Source organism: Streptomyces sp. NPDC038213 (assembly GCF_055600495.1).
Genome location: NZ_JBVJYM010000030.1, coordinates 1 through 18,605, shown reverse-complemented (window position 1 = coordinate 18,605; position 18,605 = coordinate 1). Strand labels below are relative to the sequence as shown.

The following is an 18,605-nucleotide window of genomic DNA, read 5'->3' as shown; positions in this document are numbered from 1 at the left end:
ATGTTGAATTTCGTACAAAAATGAACGGCCGGACCGGCGGCCACGCCCCTCCGCAGCGTAGCGGTCACAGTCCGAAGCGGCGCTGGAGGTCGCCCAGCTGCCCGGGGAGCCGGGCGCCGGGCGGCAGGCCCAGCTGGCCCGCGAGCCCGCCGGCCGCCGGAACCCCCGCCTCGGCGTGCACCGCGCCCACCGGCTGCGCCGCCATCAGCAGCTCCGTCGACTGCAGCAGCACCGTGCCGGCGCCCACGAACTCGAACTGGTGCTCCTCGCCCGAGGCCCCGCCGATACCGGCGAGCTGCCGCAGCCCGCCCATCACGCCCTGCATGTAGCCGTGGTCGTAGTGGTGGCACGGGGAGGGGCAGTCCGCCCAGCCCACCAGCGCCTGCGGGTCCACCCGCAGCGGCGGCTCCATGAACACCACGGGCCCGTTGGACGCCGCCACGAACTTGCCGGTCCCGATCAGCGTCAGGAACCCCGGCACGATCGACTGCTTGAGCGCCAGGCTCGGCTGGTACGCGAGCAGGTTCCCCGCCCGGATGGTCAGGTTGCCCTCGTCCAGGTCGAAGGAGTTCACGTCGAACGCCCGGTCGGCGAGCAGCATCTTGCCCGAGCCCTCGGCGACCACCCAGTCGGAGGCGTGCAGCGGGGAGTGGAAGCTCGTGCGCAGCAGCCGGTCGAAGCGGCCGTGCCCGATGCCGTTGAAGTCGATCTGCCCGTAGTAGGCGATCATCTTCCCCTTCTGCAGGAACCACTGGCTGCCCTTGAGCTCCACGCAGAAGGTGTACGGGTTGACGTTGTCGTCCGACGGCAGGGTGTAGGGGTCGAGGACCACGGGTCCGGTCATCACAGCTTCTCCTCCGACGCCTGTACGTACACCACTCCGTGGCCCGAGAGCTCCAGCTGGAAGGCCTCGCCCGAGCCGCGCCCCACCATGTCCCGCCAGCCGACCGCGCTGGAGAGCTTGTTGCGCACGTCGCCCCGGTGGGCCACGTACGCCTGCGGGTCCACGTGGACCGGCCGCTGCGGGGTGATCGGCAGCTCGATGACCCCGCCGTGGGCCATCACGGCCACCGAGCCGTGCCCGGCGAGGGTGGTGGTGAACAGCCCCTGGCCCGTGACCTGCCCGCGGACCATGCCCATGACCCCGCCCTGCGAGCCCATGAACATGGTGCCCTGCTGGAGGGTGCCGTCGAAGGCGAGGAGGCGGTCGGCCTCGACGTACAGGGTGTCCCCGCCGAGGGTGACCACGTGCACGTGGTGGCCGCCGTGGCCGAAGAGCACGGTGCCCTGGCCCTCGACCGTCATCAGGGGGGTCTGCTCGCCCGCCACCCGCCGGCCGATCATGCCCATGACCCCGCCCTGGCCGCCGGTCAGGTCCGGGGTGAAGGAGACCTCGCCGCGGTAGGCGAGCATCGCGCCGCGCTGGCTGTAGAGCCGCTGCCCGGGGAGCACCTGGGCCTCGATCATCTTCGAGTTGATCTGGTTGAACGGCATCAGACGTCGCCCCCGACGGTGTTGCGCTCGCTGGGCTGCACGTACACGAGCCCCTCGCCCTCGAAGCGGAGCTGGAAGGCCTCGCCGCCGCCCTCGCCCATGAGGGTGCGGAAGGTCACGCCGGACTGGAAGTGCTGCTGGAGGTTGCCCGTGTGCGCGATGTACGCGCCCGGGTCCACCGACAGCGGGTACTGGGCGCTGACCCGCAGGACCACGGCCGGGCCGTCGGACATGATCGCCGCCTGGCCGGTGCCCTCGACGGTGGTGGTGAACAGGCCGTTGCCCGTCGCCCCGCCGCGCAGGCCGGTGAAGTGGGTGCCCGTGCGCAGGCCCCCGTCGGTGCACAGCAGGTTGCTGGACTCGACGTACAGCTTCTCGCCGTGCAGGTTGACGAGGTTGATCTCGCTCGCGCGGTCGGCGAAGAAGCAGGTGCCGTGCCCCTGCACCTCCATGACCGTCATCTGTTCGCCGGTGAGGCGGCGGGTCACCATGCCGCGGATGCCCTCACCGCCGCCGGACATCTTCTTGAACGCCATCTGGCCGTCGTAGGCGACCATCGAGCCGTTCTTCGCTTTGACGGTGTCGCCGGCGAGGTCGACGGCGAGGACCTTGCTGCCTTGGAGTCGGAACTGAGCCACGGGGAGACGTTAACGGCCCCCGGCGGCGGCGAACAGGGGGTTGTGACCGATATCAGCCCCTGCCAGCGAGGGTCACAACCCCCTGGGTCAAGATCGGGTAAAGCGGGCTGGGACAATGGCCGGGCACCCGACCCCGGCCCGAAGGTTCCCCGTGGACATCAAGACCGCCTCCGCCCTGCACCGCCTGCGCCTGATCTCGATACCGGAGGCGCTGTCCTTCCCGGCCCTGCTGGTCTTCGGGTCGCTGCTGAGCCGGATCTCGGACATCGACTACCTGATGCCGCCGCTCGGCGCGCTGCACGGTCTGCTGTTCGTGGTCTACGCGGTCTTCCTGCTCGACGTGTGGAACAAGGCCAAGTGGCCCTTCAAGAAGGTCCTGCTCTTCTTCGTGCTGGCCGTGATCCCCTTCGGAGGCCTGTACGGCGACAGGATCCTCAAGCGCGACGAGGCCGCCCTCACGGCCGCGCGCCCCGCCGCGGAAGGCGCCGCGGCATGATCGTCGCGTTCTCCGTCACCCCGCTGGGGGTCGGCGAGGAGGTCGGCGCGTACGTGGCCGACGCGGTGCGGGTGGTCCGCGAGTCCGGGCTGCCGAACCGCACCGACGCCATGTTCACCTCCGTCGAGGGGGAGTGGGAGGAAGTGATGGACGTCGTGCGGCGTGCCGTCGCGGCCGTGGAGGCGCGGGCCCCGCGGGTCTCGCTGGTGCTGAAGGCGGACCTCCGCCCCGGGGTGATCGGCGGGCTCGACTCCAAGGTCGAGACCGTGGAGCGGCACCTCGCCCGCGACTGACCGGCGGATCCGCGGCCCCGCCGATCCGTCTGCCCGGTCGCCGGTCCGGCGCTGCGCGCGCAGCCCCCGCGGCCCTGCCGTACGAAAGCCCCCGGCCCCTCCCGGCCGGGGGCTTTCGCGTCGGTCCCCGGGCCGGACCGGCACTCCGCCGGGGGCTCCGGGGCGGGGGTGCCCACCCGTACGGCGGTGCGATCTCCCGGCTCTCCCATCTCCCCCGCTCGGCCGCATTCCGTTCGACACGCCCGGTTCTGTCCATTTTTGTGGGCGTATCAGACATCGGTTTCGAGCTCTGGAGGGACCGTGCGGCCGAGAGGCTACGACTACGAGACCCACAGCCGTCTCGCCGGCCCGCTGAGCGAGCCGGACCCCAACGGATACCGGGTGCAGTACCGCTCCCTGATGTCCGGGGAGCCGCACCGAATACGCGCAGCCCTCCTCATGACGCTGGCCCCGCTCGCGGCCGCCGGACTGCTGCTCTACCTGGTCTGGCCCTCCCACTGGACGGAACGCGAGGGCGCCGACCCCTGGCTGGTCAGGCTGGACGCCGTGATGCTCGGCTCGATCGCGCTGATCATGCTCTTCATGGTGGTCAACGTGGTCTCCATCGCCCACGCCACGATGGTCGCCCGGGACCCGGTCCCGGTGGTGCCGGAGCCCGGCACCCGGGTCGCCTTCCTCACGACGTACGTCCCCGGCAAGGAACCGCTGCCGATGGTGCGGGCCACGCTGGAGGCGGCCCTGCGGATCCGCCACGACGGGCTGCTGGACGTCTGGCTCCTCGACGAGGGCGACGACCCGGCCGCGCAGGCGCTGTGCGCCGAGCTCGGGGCCCGCCACTTCACCCGCAAGGGCGTGCCCGCGTGGAACCGGCCCAAGGGTCCGCACCGGGAGAAGACCAAGCACGGCAACTACAACGCCTGGCTGGCCATGCACGGCTCGGAGTACGAGTTCTTCGCCTCCGTCGACACCGACCACGTCCCGCTGCCGCAGTTCCTGGAGCGGATGCTCGGGTTCTTCCGCGACCCCGACGTGGCCTTCGTCGTCGGCCCGCAGGTCTACGGCAACTACACCGAGTCCGTCACCAAGGCCGCCGAATCGCAGCAGTACCTCTTCCACGCGCTGATCCAGCGCGCGGGCAACCGGTACGGCGCCCCCATGTTCGTCGGCACCAACAACGTCGTGCGCATCAGCGCCCTCCTCTCGGTGGGCGGCCTGTACGACTCCATCACCGAGGACATGGCCACCGGCTTCGAGCTGCACCGCCGGCGCAACAAGGCCACCGGCCGCTACTGGCGCTCCGTCTACACCCCGGACGTGCTGGCCGTCGGCGAGGGCCCGGCCTCCTGGACCGACTTCTTCACCCAGCAGCTGCGCTGGTCCCGGGGCACGTACGAGACCCTCGTCAAGCAGTACTGGAAGAGCTTCTTCCGGATGCCTCCGGGGCGCTGGCTCAACTACACGCTGATGCTGGTCTACTACCCGATGACCGCCGTGAACTGGCTGCTGGGCATCCTCAGCTGCGTGCTGTTCCTCTGGTTCGGCGCCTCGGGCACCCAGGTCTCCTCCTCGGTGTGGCTGATGCTCTACAGCGACGCGGCGGCCCTCCAGATCGGCCTCTACCTCTGGAACCGGCGGCACAACGTCTCACCCCACGAGCCCGCGGGCTCCGGCGGACTGGCCGGCATGGCGATGTCCGCCGTCTGCGCCCCGGTCTACCTGCGGTCCCTGGGCTCGGCGGTGCTGCGCACCCGCGGCCGGTTCGTCGTCACCCCCAAGGGGGACGGCGCCAGCCCCGACCGGCTCGCGACCTTCCGCATCCACCTCTTCTGGGCCGCGGTGCTCGTGACCTCCCTCGCCGCCTCGGTCCGCTACGACCACACCCATGCGGCCATGCGCGTCTGGGCGGTCCTGGCCCTGCTGATCGCCCTCGCACCGGTCGCGGTGTGGGGCGCGGGCCTCCTGCGGGAGCGCCGGGTGCGGGCCCGTACGACCACCGCCGTGCTGGCCGGCGGACCCGAGCCCGGGGACGAGCCGGAGCCGGCCTTCGCCACGACCACAGGAGGGAACTGACCCATGGCCTACCGGCCTTCGAAGAAGTTCAAGAAGACCGCCTTCGGCGTGGGCGCGGTGGTCGTCCTCGCCGGGCTCAACGCCCCGGCGGCCCTCTCCTTCGCCGAGGACAGGTACCACACCTACAAGATCGGCCAAGGCAGCTACAAGGTCCAGTACGGCTCCTGGGGCATGGTCGACATGCCCCGCGAGATGCGGGTCAACGCGATGCACGCGGCCCTGCTGCACACCGGCAAGGTGCTCCTGATCGCGGGCTCCGGCAACAACCAGGAGAACTTCGACAAGGGCAGTTTCGACACCGTCCTGTGGGACCCGTCGAACGACACCTTCAAGAAGATCCCCACCCCCGAGGACTTCTTCTGCGCCGGCCACAGCCAGCTGCCCGACGGCCGCCTGCTCGTCGCCGGCGGCACCGCCCGCTACGAGGTCCTCGACGGAAAGGTCACCCGGGCCGGCGGGGGCATGCGGGTCAAGAACGAGAGCCCCGACAAGGACGTCACCCTCAAGAAGGGGACCGTCTTCCGGTCCCCCTCCGGGGTCGAGTACGTGTCCAAGTTCGACGTCACCGTGCCGAAGGCCAAGCGCGAGTTCGAGATCTCGTACGCGCGCAGCGGGCGGATGCTGCCCTGGAAGACGAAGGTGGTGGCCGCCGAGTCCCGGGTGTTCGTCGAGGCCGCGCAGGAGGGGCCCCAGGGGCTCACCACCCAGGCCGCCCAGTACGAGGTGGTCGGGCTCAAGGGCAAGGACGCCGACAACGTCTACGGGCTGGCCGAGCGGCTCAGCGTGGACAAGCAGGACTTCCAGGGGATCAAGGCGGCGTACGAGTTCGACCCGAAGGCCGAGAAGTACATCCCCGTCGCCCCGATGAAGGACGCCCGCTGGTACCCCACCCTGGTCACCCTCCAGGACGGGAAGGTGCTCGCGGTCTCCGGGCTCAACGACGTCGGCGACGTGGTCCCCGGGGACAACGAGATCTACGACCCGAAGACGAAGAAGTGGTCCAAGGGGCCCTTCCGCTACTTCCCCACCTACCCCGCCCTCTTCCTCACCCAGGGCGGCAAGCTCCTCTACACCGGCTCCAACGCCGGGTACGGGCCCGCCGAGAAGGGCCGCGAGCCCGGCCTGTGGGACATCAAGACGAACAGCTTCCAGCAGCTCAAGGGCCTCACGGACCCCGACCAGCTGGAGACCTCCTCCTCCCTGCTGCTGCCCCCCGCCCAGGACCAGCGGCTCATGGTGCTCGGCGGCGGCGGGGTCGGCGAGTCCCCGAAGGCCACCAGCCGGACCGCGGTCGTGGACCTGAAGGCGGCCTCCCCGGTCTTCCGGGACGGGCCGAAGCTGCCCCAGGGCACCCGCTACCTCAGCTCGGTGATCCTGCCGGACGACTCGGTGTTCACCACCGGCGGCGCCGCGGACTACCGGGGCCGCGGGGCCAGCGACATCCACCGGGCCCAGTTCTACTGGCCGCGCACCAACGCCTTCACGGCCGCCGCGGCCCCCTCGGTGGGCCGCAACTACCACTCGGAGGCCCTGCTGCTGCCCGACGGCCGGGTGGCCACCTTCGGATCCGACCCGCTCTTCGCGGACAAGGACAACACCAAGCTGGGCAAGTTCGACACCCGGATGGAGGTCTACACCCCGCCCTACCTGCACCGCGACCCCGCGCTGCGGCCCGCCCTCGGCCAGGGCCCGCAGGAGGTGGACCAGAACGGCCGCGCCACCTTCACCACCCCGGACCCGACCCGGATCGAGCGGGCCCGGCTGATGCGGCCCAGCGCCGTCACCCACACCACGGACGTCGAGCAGCGCTCGATCGCACTGGGGCTGGAGAAGGACGAGGCCGCGGGCACGGTCACCGTGGACGTGCCCGCCGACCCGACGCTGGTGCCGCCGGGCTGGTACATGCTCTTCGTCACGGACGCCGACGGGACCCCGTCGGTGGCCAAGTGGATCCAGGTCAAGCAGCCCGCGCCGAAGACGCCCTGACGGCCTGCGCGCGCGTCCGCCCGTACCGGTTGCCCGGTACGGGCGGACGCGCGCGGACCACGCGCTACTGCCGGGCGCGGCGCGCCAGCCCCAGCGCGTAGTCCGGCCACCAGGTGCCCGCCGAGGGCCCGCCCCGGCACTGCCCGTCCGACTCCCCGGGGCGCTTGATCCACAGGTACGCGTCCACGAGCGGGTCGCCCGTCCGGTCGGTGGGCGGCGCGCCCAGCGCCCGGCCCGGCGGATTGCACCAGGCCTGCTCCCGGTTGCCCGGGAGCGGGCCGTCGCCGTTGCGGCTGGTGTCGATCACGAAGTGCTTGCCGCCGGTGGCCTGCGAGATCCTCGCCCCGTACGCCCGGCCCTCCGCGTCCGGCTGGAAGTTCGACACGTTCAGCGAGAAGCCGTCGGCGCGCTCCAGGCCCGCCTTGAAGAGGGGCTCGACGAGCTTCTGCGGGTCGGGGATCCAGGCCGGGTTGCCGGCGTCGATGTAGACGCGGGTGCCCGGCTGGGCCTTGAGCCGGTCCACCGCCTCCGACAGCAGCTGGAGCCGCTCGGCGTGGTGGTCGGCCCGGGTGCAGCCGTCGATGATGTGCGGGACCGCGTCCGGTTCGAGGATCACGATCGCCTTCGCGGTGCCGATGGCCCCGGCGAAGGCGCCGATCCAGCGGCGGTAGGCCGCGGCGTCCGCGGCCCCGCCCGCGGAGTGCTGACCGCAGTCCCGGTAGGGGATGTTGTACGCCGTCAGCACCAGGGTCCGGCCCTCCGCGCGGGCCGAGGCCGCCGCCCGCCGGATCTCCGGCGCCGGGTCCTCGCCCGGCCCCCACAGCGCCATCGGGCGCTCCGAGATCCGGCGCAGCACCTGCGCGTCCCCGGTGCGGCCCTGCGCCTCCCAGCTCGCGACCTGCCGGGCCGCATCGCTCTGCGGGTCCACCCAGAAGGGCGAGGCGGGCGCGGGTTCTGCGGAGGTTCCGGCGCCGCCGGTGGCGGCCCGGGTCGCTGCGGGCGCGTCCCGCCCGGACCCGGATCCGGGGGAGCAGGCGGCGGCCGGCAGGAGCAGGGCGGCCAGGGCGAGGGCGCCGAGCCGGGAGCGCGGGGGGCGCGGGAGGCGGCGGCGGGTCTGCCGGTTCCGGTTCGGGTGCTCGCTCCGGTTCCGGCTCTGGCTGCTGTGGTCTGGGCGGCTCTGGTGGCCTGGCATCCGGGACCCCTCGGGGCGGCTGGGCGGGCAACGGACCGGGTTATCGTGACATAACGGACAGTGGTCGGAGGGTCACGACACCGGCGGTACCCCTGTTGCCGGGTCGGCGCCCGCCGCCAGGGCGATCCCGAGCGGCGTGCGCTCGTACAGCACCCGGCGCCCGTGCCGGTGGGCGAGCAGCAGACCGGCCCCCAGGAGCGCCTTCAGGTGGGCCGAGACCGAGGAGGGCGCGAGGCCCAGCCGGACGGCGAGGTCGCCGGTGGACGCGGGCTCGCCCAGGGCGCACAGCACATCGGCCCGTGCCGGCCCCAGCAGCCGGGCCAGCGCCTGCGGGGTGCGCTCCCGCCCGCCGCCCCACAGGGCCCCGACCCCGCGGGCCGGGTAGATGACGGTCGGCTGCCAGGGCGGGTCGAAACCGCCCACCACCTCGGGCCACACGAAGGCGCTCGGCATCAGCACCAGCCCCTGCCCGCCGAGGTCCCGGTCGTGGTGGCCGGGCCGGCCGAGGGCGAGCGTGGCCGCGCGCTCGTCCCAGGAGAGGTCCGGGTGCAGCCCGGCGAACAGCCCCGCCAGCCCCTCGGCGGCCAGCCGCCGGGAGTGGAAGACCACGTCCGCCTCCAGCAGGGCGCGCAGCCGGGGCCAGTGCGGTTCCACGAGCACGTGCCACGCCTGCTCGGTGAGGGCGGCCAGCCGCTCCACCGCCGCGGCCGGATCGGCCAGCATGGCCCGGCCCGCGGCGCTCTCCGGGGCGCCCGGGGTGCAGGCCAGCGACCGGGCCAGGTCCGCCCGTACGGCCTCCGGGTCCGCCGCGGCCGCCCGTACCGAGGCGATCTCCTGGGCGAAGGAGGCGTTCGGGCCCAGCGGCGGCGGGCCCAGGAAGTCGGGGCTGTGCCCGCGCAGCGGCATCAGCAGCCACAGCGGCCGCAGGTCCAGCCCGGCGGCGGCGCTGCGGACCGCCCGCAGCCAGGGCAGGTGGTACCCGAGCCGCTCCGGGCGCGCGAGGGTCCGCACGGCCTCCTGCGTCTCCCAGCGCGGCGACACCGCGAACCGGCACCGCAGCAGGTCGGCCTCCCCGAACCGCAGGTAGAACGCCACGCGCCGCCCGCCTCCCCGCCGTCGCTCCCGCCGCACCCGGACCCCGGCCCGGCGCCGGGACCCCGGCCCGACGGTGGATCCGGTCGGATTCGGGCCAGCCCGAATCTATCGTCCGCCGCCGCCCGGGCCGACAGGCTCGGCGCCATGTCCGCTGCACCCGACGCCTCGCCCGGCGCCCCCGACGCCGCCCCCGGCACCCCGCCCGCCCGGGCCGCCGCCCGTCCCGGATACCGCGCCCCCCTCGGCGTCCGGGAGTTCCGGCCCGTGTTCGCCGCACACCTCGCCTCCGTGCTCGGCGTGGTCGTCGCCGAGCTCTCCCTGACCGTGCTCGTGTACCGGCTCACCGGCTCGCCCGCGATGAGCGCCCTCACCTTCGCCCTCGGCTTCCTGCCCTACCTCGCCGGCGGCACCCTGCTCGCCCCGCTCGCCGACCGGCTCCCCGCCCGGCGCGTCCTGGTCCTCTGCGACCTCGTGTGCGCCGGCTGCGCCGCGCTGATGGTGCTGCCGGGCACCCCCGTGGCCGTGCTGCTCGTCCTGCGCTGCACCATGGCCTTCGTCGCCCCCCTCTTCACGGGCGTGCGCAACGCCTCCCTCGCCGACATCCTCGGCGAGGGCGACACCTACGTCCTCGGCCGCTCCCTGCTGCGGATGGTCGCGCAGAGCGCCCAGCTCGCCGGCTTCGGGGTCGGCGGACTGCTGCTCGCCGTGGTCCCCGCCCGCGGGGCGCTCGCGCTCACGGCCGCCGCCTTCCTCGGCTCCGCCCTGCTCCTGCGCTTCGGCACCTCCCTGCGCCCCGCCCGCGCCGCGGGCGCCCCGCGGCCCTCCCCGCTCGCCGGGGTCCGCGAGGTCTTCGGCGACCGGCGGCTGCGCGCCCTCACCCTGCTCCTCTGGCTGCCCCCGCTGTTCGTCGTCGCCCCCGAGGCGCTGATGGTCCCGTACGCCGACGGCATCGGAGCCGGTACCGCCGCCCTCGGGCTGCTCATGTGCGCCCTGCCCGTCGGCACCATCGCGGGCGAGCTGTGGGCCGGCTCCGCCCTCGGGCCGCGGGCCCGCGAGCGGATCGTCGTACCGCTCGCCGCCGCCGGACTGCTGCCGCTGCTCGGCTACGCGCTCCGCCCCGGTGTAGGGGCCACCGCCCTCCTGCTGGTCCTCGCCGGGTTCGCGCACGCCTACACCCTCGGTCTGGACCAGTGGTACGTCGAAGCCGTGCCCGCGGAGCTGCGCGGGCAGGCGATGACCGTGCTCAGCACCGGCCTGATGACCCTCCAGGGGGCCGGGATGGCCCTGGCCGGGCTCGCGGCCGAGCTGGTCCCGGTGACCTGGGTGGTCACCGGCGCGGCCGTGCTCGGCACCGGCTGCGTCCTGGTGCTGCTCGGTGAGGTGAGGGCGACCGAGGGTGACCGAAAAGCGAGACGGGGCTGACCCGCGAAATGACCCCCCGGTAGGGTCGGCACGTGTCCAAGCCGCTGAGCCTCCCCTTCGATCCCATCGCCCGCGCCGACGAGCTGTGGCAGGGCCGCTGGGGGCCGGCGCCCTCGATGGCCGCGATCACCTCGATCATGCGGGCCCACCAGATCCTGCTCGGGGAGGTCGACGCGGTGGTCAAGCCGTACGGGCTGACCTTCGCGCGCTACGAGGCCCTGGTGCTGCTGACCTTCTCGCGGGCCGGCGAACTGCCGATGTCGAAGATCGGCGAGCGGCTGATGGTGCACCCGACCTCCGTCACCAACACCGTGGACCGGCTGGTGCGCTCCGGGCTCGTGGCCAAGCGCCCCAACCCCAACGACGGGCGCGGCACCCTCGCCTCCATCACGGAGAAGGGCCGCGAGGTGGTCGAGGCGGCCACCAAGGACCTGATGGCGGTGGACTTCGGGCTCGGCGTGTACGACGCGGAGGAGTGCGCGGAGATCTTCGCGATGCTGCGTCCGCTGCGGGTCGCGGCCGCCGACTTCGAGGAGAAGTAGGGGGGAGCAGGAGGAGCGCGGGCGCGGCGTGGGGCAGGGGCGGCGGAGGCGGACCCCCGTCAAGATCGCGCCTGCGGACGGTTAGGCTCGTAGGCATGAAACGAAGCGTGCTGACCCGCTACCGCGTCATGGCCCTCGTGACCGCGGTCATGCTCCTGATCCTCTGCGCCTGCATGGTGGCCAAGTACGGCTTCGACACCGGCGCCGACCTGACCTTCGCGGTCTCGCAGGCGCACGGCGTGCTCTTCATGGTGTACCTCGTCTTCGCCTTCGACCTGGGCTCCAAGGCCAAGTGGTCCTTCGGCAAGCTGCTGTGGGTGCTGGTCTCCGGCACCATCCCCTTCGCCGCCTTCTTCGTGGAGAAGAACGTCCGCGCCGAGGTCGAGCCGCTGATCGCCGACCCGCGCCCGGAGCCGGCCAAGGCCTGACGGCAGCCCTCCGCACGCGTGGAAGCGGGCCCCGGGAGTATCCCGGGGCCCGCTTCCGTGTGTCCGGGAGCGGTTCCCCATCGACATTTACTAGGACGTCCTAGTAAATTCGGAGGCATGGATGCTGACGCCATCGAGGAAGGCCGCCTCCGCTGGCAGGCCCGCTACGACAAGGCCCGCAAGCGCGAGGCCGACTTCACCACGCTCTCCGGCGACGAGGTGGAGCCGGTCTACGGCCCCCGCCCCGGCGACCGGTACGAGGGCTTCGAGCGGATCGGCTGGCCCGGGGAGTATCCGTACACCCGCGGCCTGCACCCCACCGGCTACCGCGGCCGGACGTGGACCATCCGCCAGTTCGCGGGCTTCGGCAACGCCGAGCAGACCAACGAGCGCTACAAGATGATCCTGGCCGCCGGCGGCGGCGGGCTCAGCGTGGCCTTCGACATGCCCACCCTGATGGGCCGCGACTCCGACGACCCGCGCTCCCTCGGCGAGGTCGGCCACTGCGGGGTCGCCATCGACTCCGCCGCCGACATGGAGGTCCTGTTCAAGGACATCCCCCTCGGGGGTGTCACCACCTCCATGACCATCAGCGGCCCGGCCGTGCCCGTCTTCTGCATGTACCTCGTCGCCGCCGAGCGGCAGGGTGTCGACCCCGGGGTGCTCAACGGCACCCTGCAGACCGACATCTTCAAGGAGTACATCGCGCAGAAGGAGTGGATCTTCGAGCCGGAGCCCCACCTGCGCCTCATCGGCGACCTGATGGAGTACTGCGCCGCCGGGATCCCCGCGTACAAGCCCCTGTCCGTCTCCGGCTACCACATCCGCGAGGCCGGGGCCACGGCCGCACAGGAGCTCGCCTACACCCTCGCCGACGGGTTCGGGTACGTGGAGCTCGGCCTCTCCCGGGGCATGGACGTGGACGTCTTCGCCCCCGGCCTGTCCTTCTTCTTCGACGCCCACCTCGACTTCTTCGAGGAGATCGCCAAGTTCCGCGCCGCCCGCCGGATCTGGGCCCGCTGGATGAAGGAGGTCTACGGCGCCAGGACCGACAAGGCGCAGTGGCTGCGCTTCCACACCCAGACCGCCGGGGTCTCGCTCACCGCCCAGCAGCCGTACAACAACGTGGTCCGCACGGCCGTGGAGGCCCTCTCGGCCATCCTCGGCGGCACCAACTCCCTGCACACCAACGCCCTGGACGAGACCCTCGCCCTGCCCAGCGAGCAGGCCGCCGAGATCGCCCTGCGCACCCAGCAGGTGATCATGGAGGAGACCGGGGTGGCCAACGTGGCCGACCCGCTGGGCGGTTCCTGGTACGTCGAGCAGCTCACGGACCGCATCGAGGCCGACGCCGAGAAGATCTTCGAGCAGATCAAGGAGCGCGGCCTGCGCTCCCACCCCGACGGCCGGCACCCCATCGGCCCGATCACCTCGGGCATCCTGCGCGGTATCGAGGACGGCTGGTTCACCGGCGAGATCGCCGAATCGGCCTTCCGCTACCAGCAGTCCCTGGAGAAGGGCGACAAGCGCGTGGTCGGCGTCAACGTCCACCACGGCTCGGTCACCGGCGACCTGGAGATCCTGCGCGTCAGCCACGAGGTCGAGCGGGAGCAGGTCCGCGCCCTGGCGGAGCGCAAGGGCCGGCGCGACGAGGCGAAGGTCGCCGCGTCCCTCGGGGCCATGCTCGCCGCCGCCCGCGACGGCTCGAACATGATCCCGGCCATGCTGGACGCCGTACGGGCCGAGGCCACGCTCGGGGAGATCTGCAACACCCTCCGCGAGGAGTGGGGCACCTACACGGAGCCCGCGGGCTTCTAGGCCCCTGCGGGGCAGCACAGGCGGAGGCCGCCGGGGCACGGGCCCGGCGGCCTCCGCGCGTACGGGAGGGTCAGGCGGCCGGGCCCTTCAGGCCGTGCACCAGCAGGGCGGTGAACGCCGCGGCCCAGGACGGGTCCACGGGCTCGGCGCTGACCAGGGCGCGGTGCACCACCGAGCCCGCTATCACGTCGAAGACCAGGTCCGTGGCGGCGGCCACCAGCTCCCCGTCCTCCTCGCGCGGCAGCTCCCCCCGGGCCTGGGCCCGCTCGCGGCCCAGCGCCACCAGGTGCTTCTGGCGCTCCACGATCGCCGAGCGGATCCGCTCGCGCAGCGCGTCGTCGCGGGTGGACTCGGCGACCACCGCCATCAGCGCGGTCCGCGCCTCGGGGCGCGCCAGCAGCCCGGCGAACTGCAGGACCACGTACTCGACATCGGCTTCGAGACAGCCGCGGTCCGGCAGTTCGAGGGTGTCGAAGAGCTCCGCCACCGCGTCCACGACCAGCTCGTTCTTCCCCGACCAGCGGCGGTACAGGGTGGTCTTGGCCACCCCGGCGCGCACCGAGACGTCCCCGAGCGTCAGCTTGGACCAGCCCAGTTCGACCAGCGCCTCGCGGGTGGCCGCGAGGATCGCGGCGTCCGCGGCGGCGCTGCGGGGGCGGCCGGTGCGGGAGGCGGGTCTGTTGTGCATGGCGGCGACCATACCGGTCGGTCGGTGAGCGGGGTGTGGCCCAGATCACGCAGCGCGCGGGCGGGGATCCAGTTACGCTACGGCCCGTAGCGTAAGAGCGACAACCACAGGCGCCCGGTGGGGACCCGGCGCCGACCCGCAGATCCGTGCGCTCCTTCACAACCGGTCTTCCGACCGGATGTTTTCGGCCGCTCTTTTCGCGGTCGCGCGCGCAGGGGGGAGGATGTACGCATGCAGCCCAGAAACATGTCCATGAGCGGCGTAGTCGACCTCGCCGCTGTGAAGGCGGCCGGTGAGGCCAAGGCCAAGGCCGAGCAGGCCCGTGCCGAGGCCGCGCGCCAGGGCGGCAGTGCTGCCGTACCCCCCTCCGCGCTGGTCATCGACGTAGACGAGGCCGGATTCGAGCGGGACGTCCTGCAGCGCTCGGCCGAGGTGCCCGTCGTCATCGACTTCTGGGCCGAGTGGTGCGAGCCCTGCAAGCAGCTCGGCCCCCTGCTGGAGCGCCTCGCCGTCGAGGCCGGCGGGCGCTTCCTGCTGGCCAAGGTCGACGTGGACGCCAACCAGATGCTCATGCAGCAGTTCGGCATCCAGGGCATCCCGGCGGTCTTCGCCGTGGTGGCCGGACAGGCCCTGCCCCTCTTCCAGGGCGCGGCGCCCGAGGCCCAGATCCGCGAGACGCTGGCCCAGCTGGTGCAGATCGCCGAGGAGCGCTTCGGGATCACCGGCATCGCCGTGGACCCGGACGCCGAGGGCGCCCCCCTCCCGGCCGGGGACCCGGTCGGCCCGTACGACGCCCTGCTGGCCGCGGCCGTGGACGCGCTCGACGCGGGGGACCTGGGCGGCGCCGTGCAGGCGTACAAGAACGTCCTCGCCGACGACCCGGGCAACACCGAGGCCCGCCTCGGCCTCGCGCAGGCCGAACTGCTCCTGCGGGTGCGGGACATGGACCCGCAGGCGGTGCGCGCCGCCGCGGCCGCCGACCCCCGGGACCCGGCGGCCCAGATCGCCGCGGCGGACCTGGACCTTGCCGGCGGGCACGTATCGGACGCTTTCGGGCGCCTGATCGACACCGTGCGCGTCACGGCGGGCGAGCAGCGGGATTCCGTACGGCTGCGCCTGCTGGAGCTCTTCGAGGTGATCGGCGCCGACGACCCCCGGGTTTCCGCGGCCCGTACGGCCCTCGCGCGGGTGCTCTTCTGATCCGGACGCCGATTCCGGTTAACGGACGGCAGTGTTATTGACGCCGAGACAAACAACGGCCGCGCTTTGCCAAAACTTGGCTATCGCGGCCGCTGTTACTCGGAGTAAGTCCCCTCCCGGGTTCTGCCCGGTTTATTGGCCTGCGCCCCCTTCTGTCGTGGCCTCGGGTACGACCCTGCGTCGCTGCCCGGAGCCGCCCGTACGCACGCTGGTTATCGTCCCGTTACTAGCCGGTAACGAACCCCCTTGTGCCCCGGCCGTGAATGCACCACGATCGGCCACGCTCGGTCCATCGCTCAGATGGGTCCCCACCGGGCGGGCCGGTGGCAGTCGCACCGGCCCGGGACAGGGGGGTCTCTGCCGTCGGCAGGGCCTGTCCTCCGGCCGTGCGCCAGTGCGGCCCAGTGGTTGTCGCTCGGGGGTGGTCGCCGGTGTTCCCGTTGCGGTTCGCGCCGCCTCGGCCGCTTGCGCTCCTCCGAGGACGTAGCACTTCTCCCATCCCAGGACGGGCTTGCCCCGGACCGGAGATGTACGTCCGAGAAGGAGGAAACACATGAGTTCCCAGGTTCGTGGCGGGACCAGATGGAAGCGCTTCGCGCTGGTCATGGTGCCGAGCATCGCGGCCACGGCCGCGGTCGGCGTCGGTCTGGCGCAGGGCGCCCTCGCGGCCTCGTTCAGCGTGTCCGGCCAGGACTTCAAGGTCACGGCCGACAAGCTCGAGGGTTACGACCTGATCCAGTACGGCGGAGTCGCCGAAGGCCACGACATGCACGGCAACAAGGCCGCGCACCCGGTCACGATCTCGGGCTTCAAGAAGGCCGAGATCAGCAACATGTGCCAGTCGCTGGTCACCCCGGTGCCCGGCCTCGGCAACATCACCATGAAGCTGCGCGCGGGCCACAAGGGCTCGCCCGCCGTCGCCGACAACATCTACCTCGACGTCGCCGACCTGGACACCGAGGTGTCCACCTTCAAGAACCTCGACATCGGTGTCGCCGTCGGCGACGCCAGCCACGCGACGAAGCCGCAGCCGGGGACGGTCAAGAACCCGTACGCCTTCTCGCAGCGCGCCGAGGTGGCGGTCCTGGAGGGCGTGAAGCAGCGTGCGTGGGCCACCACGGCCGGCACGTTCAAGCTGAGCAACCTCAGCCTGAAGCTCATCGCGGGCAACGACCCGTGCTACTAGGCCCGTCGGGCCCGTGAGCTGAACGCGTAGCCGGACGGGCGGGCGGTCGTTCGCCGGTCACCCGCCCGTCCGGTCACCTGTGATCTTCAGAGTTCTCCGTACCACCGTTTCCAGGGAGCTGTAGTCCATGAACGCCGAGATCCCCGGTTCCCACGCAGACATGCACTGGCTGGCCTTCGCGAGGATGAAGTTCCGCGACTGGCGCGGCCAGCGGCCCTTCTGGGCCGGGTTGTTCACGCTGCTCGGCGGCGTCCCGATCGCCTACTTCCCGTACGCCGACCTCCGGCTGGGCAATGTCACGATCGCCATGGCCACCACGGCCGGCGCGGGCTCGCTGATCATCGGCGTGCTCCTGGTCACCCTCGGCCTGGCCCTCTGGTTCCAGGAGAGCATCCGCATCTTCGCGGGTGTCGCGTCGATCCTGCTCGCCCTGGTCTCCCTCCCGGTGTCGAACATCGGCGGCTTCTTCATGGGATTCCTGTGCGCCCTGATCGGCGGCGGGCTCGCGCTCTCCTGGGCCCCGGGACAGCCCGCCGACGAGGCGGACGAGGCGGTACTGCCCGGCCCCCGCGCGGAAACGGCCCCGCAGGAGACCCCGTACGGCCACGCCCCGCGCGTGTCGTTCGAGAAGTCCGATGCGACCGAGACGACTGCCCACGCCAACGGCGGGAGGAACAGTGCGGGGTGACGAGACGCAGCGGGCGGTTGCCCCGGGCGCAGACTCCCGTGAGCGGAGGGGGCCGCGGCACGCGGCGCCCAGGAAGTCCCTGCTGACCAAGCTCCAGATACCCGCCGGCAAGGCGATGGCCCTGGCGGCGATGCCGACCGCCGTGTTCGTGGGGATGGGCATGGCCCCCCGGCTGGCCCTGGCCGACGACAAGGACATCCCCTTCGCCCCCGGCCCCTGCGTGACCCGCTCCGACGAGCCGGCCGCGCCGGAGGCCACGCCCTCGCCGTCCGCTACCCCCGGCGGGAAGCCCGGCGACAAGCCCGGCAAGCCCGGTGACGAGCCGGGGGAGAAGCCCACCGCCCCGCCCTCGCCCGGTACGACCCCGGCCCCGGGGGACACCGGCGAGCCGGAGCCCGCGGCCTCCCCCTCCGCCACGGCGACGGCCGGGCCCGCCCGGCCCGTACAGCCCCCGCCGGCCCCGGGGGACACGGTGGACCCGCTCGACCCGCTCGGGGTGGGGGACCGGATCGGGGAGTTCCTCGACGAGGCGGCCCGCCGGCTCGGGCGCAAGGCGGCCACCCCGCCGCCGGAGCAGCCCGCGGCCCCCGGGGCGCGGGGGCCCGTGCAGTCCGCGCCGGATCCGGCCGAGGAGGCCGTCCGCGAGGCGGCCCGGCGGGCGGGCGCCGAGGTCGAGGAGCTCTCGGACGAGGTCAGGAGGACGGCCGCGGAGCCGCGGGACGAGACGGGTGCGCAGGCGGACGGGGACGGCAAGAAGCCCTTCCCGTGCCCCACGTACGACGCAAAGGCCCTGGCCGACGCGGAGCTGGAGCCCGGCGTACCGCTCCTGCCGGACGACCCCTGGTACCTCGACAGCTCGCTGCTGACCCTCTACGGACTGGACTACCACGGCATCGTCGAGGTCAAGACGGCCGGCGGGAAGATCAAGAAGGTGCTGAAGTTCACCGCGTCCTCGATCGACATCAAGGACCTGCACCAGACCGTCCGCCAGGGCCCGTACACCACGCACGTGAAGGCGGCCCGGGGATCGACGTCCACCTTCCGGGACGGCACGGTCACCATGTACACCGACGAGCTGAAGGGGAACCTCTTCGGGATCATCCCGATCACCTTCAGCCCCGAGAGCCCGCCGCCGCTGAACGTGCCCTTCGCCTTCTTCACCAGCGTCAAGCTGAAGCAGGCGGGCCAGTTCGGGGGCACCCTGACGGTGCCGGGCCTGCAGAACTGGATCGACCGCGCCGGCACGGCCTGAGCGCGGGGGAGCAGCGGGGAGGGCGGCGGTTTGGGGAAAAGAGAGGCGCCGCGCTCCGCCGCAGTGTGGCGTCGAGCGGGGGTTTCTGCTCTTGCTGCCCCAGGGGGGGTAGCAGAG

General features: G+C 72.6%; 18 protein-coding genes. 12 read left to right on the top strand and 6 right to left on the bottom strand.

The window, feature by feature from the left end:
• Positions 1-64 precede the first annotated feature (64 nt).
• Genes ACZ7JZ_RS29375 through ACZ7JZ_RS29365 form a run of 3 tightly spaced genes read right to left on the bottom strand, consistent with a single transcriptional unit; the run spans position 65 to position 2,132 of the window.
• Positions 65-844 (bottom strand): AIM24 family protein, encoded by a 780-nt coding sequence (locus ACZ7JZ_RS29375; RefSeq protein WP_470944546.1) that lies wholly within the window; start codon positions 842-844, stop codon positions 65-67.
• Complete coding sequence (locus ACZ7JZ_RS29370; RefSeq protein WP_470944543.1) at positions 844-1,494, bottom strand: AIM24 family protein; 651 nt, start codon at positions 1,492-1,494, stop codon at positions 844-846. The genes ACZ7JZ_RS29375 and ACZ7JZ_RS29370 overlap by 1 nt, the downstream gene beginning before the upstream one ends.
• Complete coding sequence (locus ACZ7JZ_RS29365; protein ID WP_470944540.1) at positions 1,494-2,132, bottom strand: AIM24 family protein; 639 nt, start codon at positions 2,130-2,132, stop codon at positions 1,494-1,496. Before ACZ7JZ_RS29365 ends, ACZ7JZ_RS29370 begins: the two co-directional genes overlap by 1 nt.
• 151 nt (positions 2,133-2,283) lie before the next feature.
• On the opposite strand from ACZ7JZ_RS29365, the gene ACZ7JZ_RS29360 reads away from it, so the two are divergent.
• From ACZ7JZ_RS29360 to glxA, 4 genes are all read left to right on the top strand, one after another.
• A complete protein-coding gene (locus ACZ7JZ_RS29360; RefSeq protein WP_470944536.1) occupies positions 2,284-2,628 on the top strand; it encodes a DUF3817 domain-containing protein in 345 nt (114 codons plus the stop codon).
• On the top strand, positions 2,625-2,921 hold the full coding sequence (locus tag ACZ7JZ_RS29355) for an MTH1187 family thiamine-binding protein (RefSeq protein ID WP_470944532.1): 297 nt from the start codon (positions 2,625-2,627) through the stop codon (positions 2,919-2,921). Before ACZ7JZ_RS29360 ends, ACZ7JZ_RS29355 begins: the two co-directional genes overlap by 4 nt.
• Before the next feature lie 300 nt (positions 2,922-3,221).
• Positions 3,222-4,991, top strand: a complete 1,770-nt coding sequence (locus ACZ7JZ_RS29350) for a glycosyltransferase family 2 protein (protein WP_470944529.1) — start codon at positions 3,222-3,224, stop codon at positions 4,989-4,991.
• A gap of 3 nt (positions 4,992-4,994) precedes the next feature.
• The gene (gene glxA, locus ACZ7JZ_RS29345) at positions 4,995-6,977 is read left to right on the top strand and encodes a radical copper oxidase GlxA (RefSeq protein WP_470944527.1); all 1,983 of its coding nucleotides are present in this window, start codon (positions 4,995-4,997) and stop codon (positions 6,975-6,977) included.
• A 64-nt stretch (positions 6,978-7,041) separates the two neighbouring features.
• On the opposite strand, the gene ACZ7JZ_RS29340 is transcribed toward glxA, so the two are convergent.
• Both ACZ7JZ_RS29340 and ACZ7JZ_RS29335 read right to left on the bottom strand, forming a co-directional pair.
• On the bottom strand, positions 7,042-8,169 hold the full coding sequence (locus ACZ7JZ_RS29340) for a glycoside hydrolase family 6 protein (protein WP_470944524.1): 1,128 nt from the start codon (positions 8,167-8,169) through the stop codon (positions 7,042-7,044).
• 72 nt (positions 8,170-8,241) lie between these two features.
• A complete protein-coding gene (locus ACZ7JZ_RS29335) occupies positions 8,242-9,264 on the bottom strand; it encodes a DUF5937 family protein (protein ID WP_470944522.1) in 1,023 nt (340 codons plus the stop codon).
• Positions 9,265-9,408: 144 nt separating this feature from the next.
• On the opposite strand from ACZ7JZ_RS29335, the gene ACZ7JZ_RS29330 reads away from it, so the two are divergent.
• The 4 genes from ACZ7JZ_RS29330 (at position 9,409) to ACZ7JZ_RS29315 (ending at position 13,474) form a co-directional block, all read left to right on the top strand.
• Positions 9,409-10,686 (top strand): MFS transporter, encoded by a 1,278-nt coding sequence (locus ACZ7JZ_RS29330; RefSeq protein WP_470944519.1) that lies wholly within the window; start codon positions 9,409-9,411, stop codon positions 10,684-10,686.
• 32 nt (positions 10,687-10,718) lie between these two features.
• Positions 10,719-11,228: a MarR family winged helix-turn-helix transcriptional regulator gene (locus ACZ7JZ_RS29325; RefSeq protein ID WP_470944517.1), complete on the top strand. Its 510-nt coding sequence runs from the start codon at positions 10,719-10,721 to the stop codon at positions 11,226-11,228.
• A 95-nt stretch (positions 11,229-11,323) separates the two neighbouring features.
• Positions 11,324-11,656 (top strand): DUF3817 domain-containing protein, encoded by a 333-nt coding sequence (locus ACZ7JZ_RS29320; RefSeq protein ID WP_470944514.1) that lies wholly within the window; start codon positions 11,324-11,326, stop codon positions 11,654-11,656.
• Between the two features lie 117 nt (positions 11,657-11,773).
• Positions 11,774-13,474, top strand: a complete 1,701-nt coding sequence (locus ACZ7JZ_RS29315) for an acyl-CoA mutase large subunit family protein (protein ID WP_470944511.1) — start codon at positions 11,774-11,776, stop codon at positions 13,472-13,474.
• Positions 13,475-13,544: 70 nt separating this feature from the next.
• Here ACZ7JZ_RS29315 and ACZ7JZ_RS29310 read toward each other — a convergent pair whose 3' ends face one another.
• Complete coding sequence (locus tag ACZ7JZ_RS29310) at positions 13,545-14,162, bottom strand: TetR/AcrR family transcriptional regulator (RefSeq protein ID WP_470944508.1); 618 nt, start codon at positions 14,160-14,162, stop codon at positions 13,545-13,547.
• Between the two features lie 231 nt (positions 14,163-14,393).
• Between ACZ7JZ_RS29310 and ACZ7JZ_RS29305 the strand changes: the two genes are divergently transcribed.
• The 4 genes from ACZ7JZ_RS29305 (at position 14,394) to ACZ7JZ_RS29290 (ending at position 18,488) form a co-directional block, all read left to right on the top strand.
• Positions 14,394-15,362, top strand: a complete 969-nt coding sequence (locus ACZ7JZ_RS29305) for a tetratricopeptide repeat protein (RefSeq protein WP_470944507.1) — start codon at positions 14,394-14,396, stop codon at positions 15,360-15,362.
• 553 nt (positions 15,363-15,915) lie between these two features.
• Positions 15,916-16,548, top strand: coding sequence for a DUF6230 family protein (locus ACZ7JZ_RS29300; RefSeq protein WP_470944505.1), 633 nt, complete (start codon positions 15,916-15,918; stop codon positions 16,546-16,548).
• A 127-nt stretch (positions 16,549-16,675) separates the two neighbouring features.
• Positions 16,676-17,236, top strand: coding sequence for a DUF6114 domain-containing protein (locus ACZ7JZ_RS29295; protein ID WP_470944502.1), 561 nt, complete (start codon positions 16,676-16,678; stop codon positions 17,234-17,236).
• Positions 17,226-18,488: a hypothetical protein gene (locus tag ACZ7JZ_RS29290; protein ID WP_470944499.1), complete on the top strand. Its 1,263-nt coding sequence runs from the start codon at positions 17,226-17,228 to the stop codon at positions 18,486-18,488. The genes ACZ7JZ_RS29295 and ACZ7JZ_RS29290 overlap by 11 nt, the downstream gene beginning before the upstream one ends.
• Positions 18,489-18,605: the final 117 nt, after the last annotated feature.